This window comes from Streptococcus parasanguinis (genome assembly GCF_019929185.1).
In the GTDB taxonomy this organism is placed as follows: domain Bacteria; phylum Bacillota; class Bacilli; order Lactobacillales; family Streptococcaceae; genus Streptococcus; species Streptococcus parasanguinis_O.
In genome coordinates, this window is sequence record NZ_JAHZPC010000023.1 from 1 (window position 1) to 13,093 (window position 13,093).

Here is a 13,093-nt window from a genome sequence, read left to right on the forward strand (position 1 = left end):
GTTACTTTTCCGTTTTTGTTTGTAACAGTTTGAAGCTTGTTAGCACCCTCGTACAATTCAAAGCTGAATTCGCCATCCGTTAGATCACGTCCTGTAAGAGTTTTATCTAATTCGATGGTAGCTTTTGTTTCTTTTGGCTTATCTTTCGGATTCACAATCGTTTTCGTTACTGAATGATCAGCACCAAAATCTTCAACATTAACTACAGTATCAGCTTTTTTAATGATATGACCTGAAGGGGCTTCAATTTCAGTTAAGATATATTTATCTTTTAAGAGTTTTCCAACAGCAATATTACCATTTTCGTCTGATTCAAACTCACCGATAACTTGATTATTCGCTTGACGAACAACTCTAAACTTAGCACCTTTAAGTGGTTGATTCGCATCATCTACTTTATGGATATTGATTGAGTAAACATAACCAACACCAGCACCACCAGCAATTTGAACAGCAGCAGCATTAGTTACATTTTTGCTTTCAATACCTAGACCTTTAAGAGTTGCTTCATTTTTCAAGACTTCTCCGTCGGCAGGATCATAATTTAAACGAACTTTATAATTAATACGATACTGATCTTGATCTGTAATGTCACCTAAATCAATAACAAATGATTGACCATCTTCGCTAATTGTAATCTTATGCTGGTCTGTTACATCAACTCTATCAGAGAATACCCATTCACCAGTATCATATGAGAATTTACCTTTAATAATCTTAATGCTATCTTTTACGTAAGAAGCATTTGTAAATTTCAAGTGATCCTCAATCGTTACACCTTTGATGTTTTGTTTTGTACGATTGACTGAAATAGTGTATTGGACCTCTCTTTTATCACCTTCATTAACCCAACTAGTCTTTGTTAAAAGATAAGGATTACCATCGCCGATACCAGTAAATGAAACTTTACCACCAATTTTTGTTTCTTTGTTAATGGTGATTTCTATCGGAATTTCACCTTTTTGTGGGTGTTTTTTGAAATCTATACGAGCATAGAAGAAGAAATTTCCACTTGTATCTGAGTGTTTTTCAACATAATCCGTATAGGTAATTGTAATGGATTTATTATCTGGGCTTACCTCAGCATTTGCGATAACTTCCTTCGTATTTTTATCAAGAATTTGAAACGAAGTGTTAGTAATCATCAAAGCATCTGGAACAGTAACTACAGTTGAATCTCCTGCTTTAACATTTTTTCCAGACAAATCATAATCAGCGTTAATTCGGAATGTTGCCCATTGTTGTAATTCCCAATCAAGGTTGCCACCTTCATTATTGGTAACTTTGATATTTTTGATCGTATCGACCAATTTTCCGCTAACGGTCACTCCAGGAGTTTCTGCTGAAGTGCGATTTAGACCTAAAGCGAAAAGCATGGCCACTAAACAAAGGACAAATGAGAAAATTTTAATATTTCTATTCTTCATCTTATCTTCCCTTTTCATAAAAAATTAGTGCCTAGTTATCAATGCCTGATTACTCTTAAAGATAGGAACGTCCAAATCCTATCTGTTGGCAATAAGAATTGAGTGCTGAGACACGACCTCCATAAAATTATTTTATAGGGTAAAATATTTTACTTTTAAAATTATTCCCTACAAAGGGAATTATAGCAAAAATAATGAGTTGCTTCAAGCTAAAAAGAGTGAATTTTTGCACAAATTATCTATTAAAATGCTTTTTCATTTACTTTCTAAAATTTTCAGAATACATGCATGAAACTGTCATAAAATATCCAAAGGTGCGTAAAATGAGCAGAAAAATGAATGACATTATTAAAAAAATACGAATAGTAGTATAGGGGAGACGCTAGACCAAAGTGATGGTATAATAGAAGAGATAGAAACATTTTAGAATGAAAGAGGAATGATGATGACAAAAATTCGTGGATTTGAACTTGTATCAAGCTATACCAATCAGGACTTGTTGCCAAAACGGGAGACGACCCATGCGGCTGGCTATGATTTGAAGGTAGCCGAGCGCACAGTGATTGCACCAGGAGAAATCGTCCTAGTCCCAACTGGGGTCAAGGCTTATATGCAAGCGGGTGAGGTGCTCTATCTCTATGACCGTTCCTCTAATCCTCGTAAAAAAGGTCTGGTCTTGATCAACTCTGTGGGGGTTATTGATGGAGACTACTATGGCAATCCAGGAAATGAAGGCCATATCTTTGCTCAGATGAAAAATATTACCGATCAGGAAGTTGTTCTTGAAGTTGGGGAACGTGTGGTTCAGGCTGTCTTTGCTCCTTTCTTAATTGCAGATGGAGATGAGGCGGATGGAGTACGGACCGGTGGATTTGGGTCAACAGGGCACTAAGATGAAGATTATCTTTGTCCGTCATGGGGAGCCAGATTATAGTATGCTTGATAAACTTGAAAATCCGCGACTCTATAGTGGTTTTGGTCGTGATTTAGCACCATTGACAGAAAAAGGTCGTAGTCTGGCAAAAGAAGTTGCTAAAACTGCATGTTTTGGAAAGGCAGAGATTATTATTTCATCGTCTGTGACGAGGGCTTTAGAAACAGCACATTATATAGCAGTTGAAACAGGATTGGACTTATTTGTGGAGCCGTTTTTTCATGAGTGGCGTCCAGACATAGATGGTACTAACTCTGATTTAACTAGTGTATTGGTAGCTCATGAATATTATCTAAAACATCAAGGAGTTTTATCTGAAGATTCTCCTTATCGCTATGAAACTGATCTAGAGATGCGTCATCGTTTTTTAAGAGCTTTGGAAAAATATAAAGATTATAAAACTATTATCATTGTAACTCACGGAATGCTCATGCGCCAATTTGTACCAGACGAGAAGATTGATTTTTGCCAAGTGATTGAATGTGAGATAGAGATGTAGAAAGAGCTTTATTATCGCAAAGAAAAAGGCGACATTTGTGTGTCAAAATTGTGAATATAATTCCCCAAGTATATAGGGCGCTGTCCAAACTGTGGGTCTTGGTCTTCTTTTGTTGAGGAGGTTGAGGTTGCAGAGGTCAAGAATGCGCGTGTGTCCTTGACGGGGGAGAAAAGACAGAAAGAAGAAATTTGCGACCGGCTTGCTGCTTGTATCTTCTCGTATCTTTGAGAAGCGTCGGGCTTCTTGCTTTACTAATCCAGATTTAAAAGATTTTTTAGAGGAAAACGGTGCTAAAAGCATAGAGTTTATAGGGGTAGATGGCAAAGGCTGTGTTAAGGCTTCCGTTTTGTCAGCTACCAAGGAGAATTAATAGTTTTATGGGGAGCTTAATATGAAAATTATTTTTATCCGTCATGGAGAGCCAGATTACCGTGAGTTAGAGGAGCGTTCTTATACGGGATTTGGGATAGATTTGGCGCCCTTATCTGAGAAGGGAAGGAAACAGGCTCAGGACCTTTGCCAAAACCCCTTGTTCCAATCAGCTGATCTGCTAGTAGCTTCAGCAGTGACGCGAGCTTTAGAAACAGCTTCTTATCTGGCTTGTGCTACGGGCCTTCCTTTGAGGGTAGAGCCTTTATTGCATGAATGGCAGGTTTATGAAACAGGTATAGAGAACTTTGAGACAGCTAGATGTCTGTTTTTAGAAAACAAGGGGGAGTTGCTCCCGAATTCTCCTGTTCAATATGAGACAGCTGTAGAGATGAAGTCTCGTTTTCTAGAATGCATGGCTAAGTATCGGGAACATCAAACTGTGGTAGTTGTAGCCCATCGCATGCTCATGCGTCAATTTGTACCGAATGAAACCATTGATTTTTGCCAAGTGATTGAGTGTGAGATAGAGATTTAGAAAGAGGTTTATCATCGCTAAGAAAAAAACGACATTTATTTGTCAAAATTGTGCCTACAATTCACCCAAATATCTAGGGCGCTGTCCCAACTGTGGTTCTTGGTCTTCCTTTGTCGAGGAGGTCGAGGTCGCAGAGGTCAAGAATGCACGAGTGTCCTTGACGGGTGAAAAGACCAAACCCATGAAACTGGCGGAGGTGACCTCCATCAATGTCCATCGGACCAAGACGGAGATGGAGGAATTCAACCGCGTCCTTGGAGGCGGTGTCGTCCCAGGAAGTCTGGTCCTCATCGGGGGAGATCCAGGGATTGGGAAATCGACCCTCCTCTTACAAGTCTCAACCCAGTTGTCTCAAGTAGGGACCGTTCTCTATGTCAGTGGTGAGGAGTCGGCTCAGCAGATTAAGTTACGAGCAGAGCGCTTGGGAGATATCGATAGCGAGTTTTACCTCTACGCTGAGACCAATATGCAAAGCGTGCGTGCGGAAGTGGAACGCATCCAACCTGACTTTCTTATCATCGACTCCATCCAGACCATTATGTCTCCTGAGATTTCAGGGGTACAAGGATCGGTTTCTCAGGTGCGGGAAGTAACGGCTGAACTCATGCAGCTGGCTAAGACCAATAATATTGCCATCTTTATCGTTGGGCACGTAACAAAGGAAGGAACCTTGGCAGGTCCTCGGATGCTGGAACATATGGTGGATACGGTACTCTACTTTGAGGGCGAACGCCACCATACCTTCCGTATCTTGAGAGCAGTCAAAAATCGTTTTGGTTCCACTAATGAAATCGGGATTTTCGAGATGCAATCAGGTGGACTGGTTGAGGTCCTCAATCCGAGTCAGGTCTTTCTGGAAGAACGCTTGGATGGGGCGACTGGCTCGTCCATCGTTGTGACAATGGAAGGGACGCGTCCAATTCTTGCTGAAGTGCAGGCCTTGGTGACTCCGACTATGTTTGGGAATGCCAAGCGGACGACAACAGGGCTTGATTTTAACCGAGCTAGTCTCATCATGGCAGTGCTAGAAAAACGAGCGGGTTTGCTCCTTCAAAATCAGGATGCCTACCTCAAGTCTGCAGGTGGTGTCAAGTTGGATGAGCCAGCTATCGACCTAGCCGTAGCTGTAGCCATTGCTTCCAGCTACAAGGACAAGCCAACCAACCCGCAAGAGTGTTTCGTTGGAGAGTTGGGCTTGACCGGAGAAGTCCGCCGGGTCAATCGGATCGAGCAACGGATTAATGAAGCTGCTAAGCTTGGTTTTACCAAGATTTATGTTCCAAAAAATTCTCTGACGGGGATCACGACACCATCAGGTATCCAAGTGGTCGGTGTGAATACACTAGCAGAAGTCTTGAAGAAAGTATTTTAATAGAAGAAAAGAGGCTGGGACGAGAGTCCTAGCCTCTCAATTGTTTTTGGATTGTCGAGCAAGACGCAGTGGTTTAGTGGGCTCTACTACGCTGAGTTCATCAGCTTTTACAGCCCTGCTCAACTGTGCGGAGGTGGGACGACGAAATCGAATTCTAACGAATGACCGATTTCTGTCCCACTCTCTTTTTTCAGATGTGACAGATGACGGGAGATCCTCTCTGACAGAAATAGTGAGATGTGGTAAAATAATAGATGATTTGAATTTCAAAGGAACAAAGGAGAGACCATGTCTTATTTTGATAATTTTTTAACAGCCAACCAAGCTTATGTGGCATTGCATGGAGACCTCCGTCTTCCGATTAAGCCCAAAACACAAGTCGCCATCGTGACCTGTATGGATTCCCGCCTTCACGTGGCACCAGCACTGGGCCTGGCTCTTGGAGATGCCCATATTTTGCGGAATGCTGGAGGGCGCGTGACCGATGACATGATCCGCTCCTTGGTTATTTCCCAGCAACAGATGGGAACCCGCGAAATCGTCGTCTTGCACCATACAGACTGTGGCGCACAAACCTTTGAAAACGAAGCTTTCCGGCAGCATCTAAAGAAAGAACTGGGAGTAGATGTGGGAGAGCGCGACTTCCTCCCCTTTCAAGACATTGAAGAGAGTGTCCGTGAAGATATGGAGCTTTTAAAAGCTTCCCCTTTGATTCCGGAGGATGTAGTGATTTCAGGAGCTGTGTATGATGTGGATACCGGATTGATCTCCGAAGTGAAATAAAATAGAAGAGTTCAAGAAAACAAAACGACTTTGTTTTCTTGAACTCTTTTTTATTGGCGTAAAAAAATTGAACCAAATAGGAAAAAATGTGACAATTTGGCACAAAATATTAAAAAATATGTGGTATAATATGACATTTTAACAAGAATGTTACATTTTTATTTCGACAGATTGACTCTTGATGTCAAGAGTGTTACAATTTTATTTGTATCATGGAATCATGAAATATGAAAAAGGAGATCCTATAAATGAAGGATATTTTCAATAGACGCCAACGCTTTTCTTTACGAAAATATAGCATTGGGGTTTGTTCTGTTCTCTTAGGAACAGCGCTCTTTGCTGCAGGAGCTCAATCTGCGTCAGCGGATGAAGCAGCCTCTGAATCTGCGGGAACAGCAGCTTCAGAAGCAGCACAACCTGCTACAACAGAGTCAAGTCAAGAAGAAGCGACAGCTTCTAAGGCCTATGGTGAGGGAGCGCCAGTACCAAAGGTAGACCTATCTAATTCTGCTGCAACTTCAGAAACACCAGCTCCAGCAACTGAAAAATCTGAAGTAGCTGAAACACCAGCTGCTACAGAAAATAAGGAAGCGAAAGCTGAATCTAAAAAAGAAGAAAAAGCTGAAGCTAAAAAATCTGAAGAAACTCCAAAAGTTCCAAAAGCACCAACAGCGACAAGCAAACCTGTTGAGAAAAAAGAGGCAAGCTCTAAACCTGCCTCTACAACAGCTACTACTACAGCACCAACAACTTCAACTCGTGCTGCAGCAGGTGAAAGCTCAGAAAGAGCAGCTGCAAGAGAAGAAGCAGCTAAACCTGAAACTCCACTAGCTCTTAATACTACAGTGAAGCCAACCTCACTTCGTGGTACTGACGCTCCTACAGCAGAGCTCGCAGATGCTGCAGATCGTAGTGCATCACTCGATCGTGCTGCAACTGATTTGGCTAATGGTGGAGCTTTGGCGACAAGTCGTAGCCGTCGTGGACGTCGTGCCGCTACAGACCATAATAACGAGCCGGTTGCTGTAGCAACTTTCCTAAAAGACGGTGAAGTTGCTACACCTGAAATGACGGATCCAAATGGTGCAAGTGTTTCATCTCAAACTGTACCAGCTGGTTATCAGGCTAAAGAAGGCGACTTCTATACTTATGCTATTTGGGATCTTACTAAGTTCAATGAACGTTATGGTACAACATATTATGCGCGTGCCTATAAGAGATTTGATGACTCTACCGATACAACTGTTGAATTGATCAACAAAAATACTGGTGCTGTAGTTGAAACAAGAACGATTACCGCTTCTAGTGGGGTTCAAAAGTTCACGACTACTACAGCAGCGTCTAATAGCCAATTAACTTTCCAAGTAGATTATAAAGCTGGGACTGCCCCAACTGGTAAAAAAGCAGAACCATTTATTCAAAATGGTTATGCAGTTGGAAAGAGTATTACAGACTTAGTAGCTAGTGGACACCAACTTACACCAGCTGAGCAAGCACTTTATACTGCGGTTTATAACGCTCGTACTACAACAGATATTTTAAACGTTGTTGAACCAGCTTACAATGGTCGTACAATTACTGATTCAAACGCTAAAATACCAGTAACAATTAATAAAACAACTTACTATAAAGTAGTTGATAAAAACAATCCAACATTTAACGCCAATAAAACAGATAAAACTGTTCAAGATTATAAAGAAAATGGTAATGAAGTTGAGTTAGCTAGATACACTCTTAAAGCTGAAGAAGGACAACGTTTCACAGCATCTGGCGAACGTCAATTTGATGGCTACAAACTTTATCAAGCAGCTGATGCAAACGATCAATCAGGTACTGTAAGTCGTCCTTACACCGTTGGTACGAAATTCATGGATGCGGACCGTTACGGTATCAAACGTATCAAAGAAATTGTTGGAGAAGATGGTTCAGTCGTTATTCGTGTTTACTTGCTAGATCCAAGACAACAAAGTAAACGTTCTGATGGTTCATTAAGTACCGATGGCTATATGTTGCTAGCAGAAACTAAGCCGATTAAACCAGGTGAATGGAATTCACAGGATTTAGTTGTTAAGAAAACACCTCTTAGAACAATTTCATATACAGAAACTAATCCAAAAACTGGAGCAGTCACACAATATCCTAACGGTAAAGAAGTTCCATTTGACTTCCAAAAAGCTTCTGGATATGAACCCTATCATACTGTATTCGTGCCATTCTTAGGAGATGGAATTGGACACGGTTCAGCTAACTCACAATTGGAACGTGGGGTAGGAGGTATCGGTACAAACGTTGACTTGCTCAACACTTTGACACCGTATAAACAACCGGTTTATTACTATGTCAAACAAGAACCAGTTGAAGTCACTCCAGAATTTGAAAAACAATTGGAAGGACGTGTCCTTGTAGATGGTGAGTTTACTTTCAAATTAACAGAAGAGAAAAGTACTCCTGATAAATTTGAAGAAACTGTTACTAACAAGGACGGCAAGGCTACATTTAGCAAACTTACCTTTACTAAAGCTGGTACTTATAAGTACAAAATCACTGAACAAAAAGGTTCTGATACAAACGTTGACTACGATGCAATGACTGTTACAATGACAGTTACTGTAACTGAGAAAAATGCTGTTGGTGATTTAGAAGCTTCAGTTAAGTACAGTGCTGAAGGTGGATTCAAATCAAGCGCAGATGATAAGGTCTTCAACAACTACGTTGTCGCTCCAGTTAAGACCAAGTTTGACTTCAGCAAAGCCCTTGCAGGCCGTGAGTTGAAAGAAGGCGAATTTACATTTGTATTGAAAGATGCAGATGGTAAGGCTCTTCAAACTAAGACCAATACTAAGGCAGGTGTTGTAGCCTTTGATGATTTGACCTTTGATAACACACAAGTTGGTACACACAAATACACTGTAGAAGAAGTTATCCCAGAAAATAAAGAAACTGGTATGACTTACGACCAAATGAAAGCTGAAGTAACAATCACTGTTACTAAGGAAGGTCACGTTCTTAAGGCAACAAACACACTCCCTGCAGATACAGAGTTCAACAATACCTTCACACCTGCTGCAACTCAAGCTCAATTCAAGTTCACTAAACGTCTTGAAGGGAAAGAGCTTACAAAGGATGCCTTCACATTCGAATTGCTTGAAAATGGCAATGTGATCCAAACCAAGAAAAATGCAGCAGATGGATCTATCACATTTGATGCGATTGAATACAACGCTGTAGGTAAACACACTTACACTGTACGTGAAAAAGCTGGAACAGATACAAACATCGACTACGATTCAATGAATGCAGTCGTAACCGTTAATGTAACCAAAAATGCAGCTACAGGTCTCTTGAGCGCAGCTGTTACAATGCCTGAAGACACGGAATTCAACAACTATGTGGTTTCACCAGTTGTGACCAAGTTTGACTTCACTAAGAAATTGGCTGGTCGTAAATTGGCTGCAGGCGAATTCAGCTTCGTATTGAAAGATTCAACTGGTAGAGAAGTTGAAACTGTGAAAAATGATGCTGACGGTAACGTAACCTTCTCAGAATTGTCATTTGACAATACAAAAGTTGGTACCCACACATATACTGTAGAAGAAGTGATTCCGGCAAACAAAGAATTTGGAATGACTTACGACCAAATGAAGGCTACAGTGACTGTTGAGGTTGCGAAGAACGGTCATTCATTGACAACTGTTACAAACGTGACATCAACTGGTGGTAAAGATGCCAATGGTAACGCTACTGATGGTACTGCAGATAAAGAATTCAACAACAAAGTTACTCCTCCAGAAACTCCAGAATTCCAACCAGAAAAATTTGTCGTTTCTAAAGAGAAATATGACATCACTGGTAACAAGTTGATGGATGACGACAATGAGTTGACAAATGAGTACACTGAAACAAATGCGGATCCATATGTAGACAAGACAACTAACAACGAACCAGAAAACTTGAATACCAAGACAGTTAAACGTGGTTCTAAATTGGTTTACCAAGTATGGCTTGATACTACGAAATTTACTGAAGCGAACAACATCCAATACGTTGGTGTATCTGATACATACGATGCAGAAAAATTGGACGTTAATGCAGCTGACATCAAAGCATACGATTCAGTAACTGGTGCAGAAGTAACCAATAAATTCGACATCAAAGTTGAAAACGGCACCATCACTGCAACTTCTAAGGAAGCATTTATCAAAGATAAAGTAAACGCTCCTGTTATCGACACCACTAAGTTCGAGTTTGGACGTTACTATAAATTTGATATTCCAGCAACTGTGAAAGAATCTGTTAAAGCTGGTGCGGATATTGAAAATACAGCCAACCAAACAGTTCACGTTTACAACCCAGTAAGCAAGACAGTTGAAAAACCTGAAAAACCAACACAAAAACGTGTCAACAGTGTTCCAGTTCCAGTGGAAATGAACTTCACGAAACGTTTGGAAGGTCGTGAACTTCAAAAGAACGAATTCGAATTCGTATTGAAGAAAGACGGCGTTGAAGTTGAACGCGTGAAGAATGACGCTGCTGGTAAGATCGTCTTCAAGACTCTTGAATTCGGTCGTGATGATCTTGGTAAGACATACAACTACACAGTTGAAGAAACTCCTGGTACAGATGCAACTGTCAAATACGACACAATGGTTGCTACTGTTAAAGTTGTGGTATCACATGATGGTACTGCTAAAGCGATCGTTGCGAACGTAACAGATGCTGCTGATAAAGAGTTCAACAATACAGTAACTCCACCAGAAGAACCTAAGTTCCAACCAGAGAAATACGTTGTTTCTAAAGAAAAATACGATATCACTGGTGACAAGCTCGTTGACGATGATAGAGAGTTGGCAGACAAGTACGCAGATACAAATGCGAACCCATATGCGGACGATGCATCCAACAACGAAGCAGAAAACTTGAATACCAAGACTGTTGAACGTGGTTCTAAATTGGTTTACCAAGTATGGTTGGATACAACTAAATTTGATGCAGCTAACAAGGGCAACATCCAAACAGTTGGTATCTCAGATAACTATGATGAAGCTAAATTAAATCTTAATAAAGCTGACATCAAAGCCTATGACTCTGTAACAGGCGCAGAAGTAACAGATAAATTCGATATCGCTGTCAACAACGGTGTGATCACTGCTAACTTGAAAGCTGGCTTCACGAAGTCACTTGGCGATGCAGAAAACACACAAGTCATCGACACAACTAAATTCGCATTTGGACGTTACTACAAGTTCGACATCCCAACAACAGTGAAAGACGATGTGGTAGCTGGTGCGGATATCGAAAATACTGCGGCTCAAGTTGTAAACTACTACAACCCAACGACTAAGAAAGTTGAAAAACCTGAAAAACCAACTGAAAAACGTGTCAACAATGTTCCAATCTCAGTTGAATTTAACTTCACTAAGAAATTGGAAGGTCGTGAGCTTAAAGCTAACGAATTCACATTCGAGTTGAAAGACAGCGACAATGTTGTGATTGCGACTGCAACCAACGACGCAAGCGGTAACTTCAAGTTTACTCCAGTGGATTACACAAACAAAGCTGGTAAAACTGTCACTGCCCTTAAATACCAGAAGGGTCAAGAAGGTACGTACACGTACACTGTAACAGAGGTGAAAGGTACAGATTCAACTGTCACTTACGATACAATGGCTGCAGTGGTAACTGTTAAAGTCAGTCATGATGGTACTGCGAAAGCTTTGATCACAAACGTGACAGAACCTGCGGATAAAGAATTCAACAACCGTGTCACTCCACCAACAGAACCTAAGTTCCAACCAGAGAAATACGTTGTTTCTAAAGCGAAATTTGATATCACAGGTACGAAGCTCGTTGATGACGATTCTGAATTGACAGATAAATATGGTGAAACAAATACAAATCCATATGTCGATACAACTGCCAACAACGAAGATGAAAACTTGAATACGAAACCAGTTGAACGTGGATCTAAACTTTACTACCAAGTATGGTTGGATACAACTAAGTTTGACGCAAACAACAAAGATAACATCCAAACAGTAGGTATCACAGATAACTACGACAAGGATAAATTGACTGTTAATGCTTCAGATATCAAGGTTTACGATTCAGTTACTGGTGCGGATGTAACAACTAAATTCGATATCGCTGATAACAATGGTGTTCTGACAGCTAACCTTAAGGATGGCTTCACTAAGTCACTTGGCGACGCTGAAAACACTCAAATCATTGATACAACTAAATTCGAATTTGGACGCTACTATAAATTTGATATCCCAGCAACAGTGAAAGACGATGTCGTAGCTGGTGCCGATATTGAAAACAAAGCAGCTCAAGTTGTTAACTACTACAATCCAGTAAGTAAGACTGTTGAAAAACCAAACAAACCAACTGAAAAACGTGTCAACAGTGTTCCAATCTCAGTTGAATTCAACTTCACTAAGAAATTGGAAGGTCGCGACCTTAAAGCTGGCGAATTTACATTCGAGTTGAAAGACAGCGACAATGTTGTGATCGCAACGGCAACCAACGACAAAGCTGGTAAGATCAAGTTTGCTCCAGTAGAGTACACCAATAAAGCTGGTAAAACTGTCACTGCCCTTAAATACCAGAAGGGTCAAGAAGGTACCTACAAGTACACAGTAGAAGAAGTTAAAGGCTCAGACGCAACCGTTACATACGATACAATGAAAGCTGTCGTTACAGTTGAAGTTCGTCATGATGGTACAGCGAAAGCCTTGATCACAAACGTGACAGATCCTGCTGATAAAGAGTTCAACAATACTGTTCGTCCTCCAGAAGAACCTAAGTTCCAACCAGAGAAATACGTTGTTTCTGAAGAGAAATTCGATATCACAGGTGACAAGCTCGTTGATGACGATAAAGAGTTGGCAGACAAGTACGCAGATACCAATGCGAACCCATATGCGGACGATGCATCAAACAACGAAAAACAAAACCTGAATACCAAGACTGTTAAACGTGGCGACAAGTTGGTTTACCAAGTATGGTTGGATACAACTAAATTCGACGCATCTAACAAAGACAACATCCAATCAGTAGGAATCTCAGATGACTACGATGAAACTAAGTTGGATCTTGATTCTACTAAGATCAAAGCTTACGATTCAGTAACAGGCGCAGAAGTAACAGATAAATTCGATATCGCTGTGAA

Annotated in this window: 7 protein-coding genes and 2 pseudogenes; 8 read left to right on the plus strand and 1 reads right to left on the minus strand. The window is 40.7% G+C overall.

What is annotated here, in order from left to right; genetic code table 11:
* Window positions 1–1,427, minus strand: a 1,427-nt coding sequence (locus K1I56_RS09525) for an Ig-like domain-containing protein (RefSeq protein ID WP_263280712.1), incomplete at its 3' end; no start/stop codon positions are given.
* A 445-nt stretch (window positions 1,428–1,872) separates the two neighbouring features.
* Between K1I56_RS09525 and K1I56_RS09530 the strand changes: the two genes are divergently transcribed.
* From K1I56_RS09530 to K1I56_RS09565, 8 genes and pseudogenes are all read left to right on the plus strand, one after another.
* A complete protein-coding gene (locus K1I56_RS09530; RefSeq protein WP_223325841.1) occupies window positions 1,873–2,319 on the plus strand; it encodes a dUTP diphosphatase in 447 nt (148 codons plus the stop codon).
* Window position 2,320: 1 nt separating this feature from the next.
* Entirely contained in the window at window positions 2,321–2,860 is a 540-nt protein-coding gene (locus tag K1I56_RS09535) for a histidine phosphatase family protein (RefSeq protein WP_223325842.1), read from the plus strand.
* A 37-nt stretch (window positions 2,861–2,897) separates the two neighbouring features.
* Window positions 2,898–3,049, plus strand: a pseudogene (locus K1I56_RS09975) (hypothetical protein); the annotation flags it as partial.
* A pseudogene (locus K1I56_RS09545) lies at window positions 3,027–3,227 on the plus strand (isochorismatase family protein); the annotation flags it as partial. The pseudogenes K1I56_RS09975 and K1I56_RS09545, both read left to right, overlap by 23 nt.
* Before the next feature lie 24 nt (window positions 3,228–3,251).
* Entirely contained in the window at window positions 3,252–3,767 is a 516-nt protein-coding gene (locus K1I56_RS09550) for a histidine phosphatase family protein (protein WP_223325839.1), read from the plus strand.
* Between the two features lie 10 nt (window positions 3,768–3,777).
* The gene (gene radA / locus K1I56_RS09555; RefSeq protein ID WP_223325844.1) at window positions 3,778–5,139 is read left to right on the plus strand and encodes a DNA repair protein RadA; all 1,362 of its coding nucleotides are present in this window, start codon (window positions 3,778–3,780) and stop codon (window positions 5,137–5,139) included.
* Window positions 5,140–5,427: 288 nt separating this feature from the next.
* Entirely contained in the window at window positions 5,428–5,922 is a 495-nt protein-coding gene (locus K1I56_RS09560) for a beta-class carbonic anhydrase (protein WP_049491763.1), read from the plus strand.
* Window positions 5,923–6,170: 248 nt separating this feature from the next.
* A partial coding sequence (locus K1I56_RS09565; protein ID WP_223325840.1) for a Spy0128 family protein occupies window positions 6,171–13,093 on the plus strand: 6,923 nt, incomplete at its 3' end.

Coding starts and splice junctions, on each gene's coding strand:
- K1I56_RS09530 (WP_223325841.1), top strand. CDS start 1,873: ATGACAAAAATTCGTGGATTTGAACTTGTATCAAGCTATACCAATCAG.
- K1I56_RS09535 (WP_223325842.1), top strand. CDS start 2,321: ATGAAGATTATCTTTGTCCGTCATGGGGAGCCAGATTATAGTATGCTT.
- K1I56_RS09550 (WP_223325839.1), top strand. CDS start 3,252: ATGAAAATTATTTTTATCCGTCATGGAGAGCCAGATTACCGTGAGTTA.
- K1I56_RS09560 (WP_049491763.1), top strand. CDS start 5,428: ATGTCTTATTTTGATAATTTTTTAACAGCCAACCAAGCTTATGTGGCA.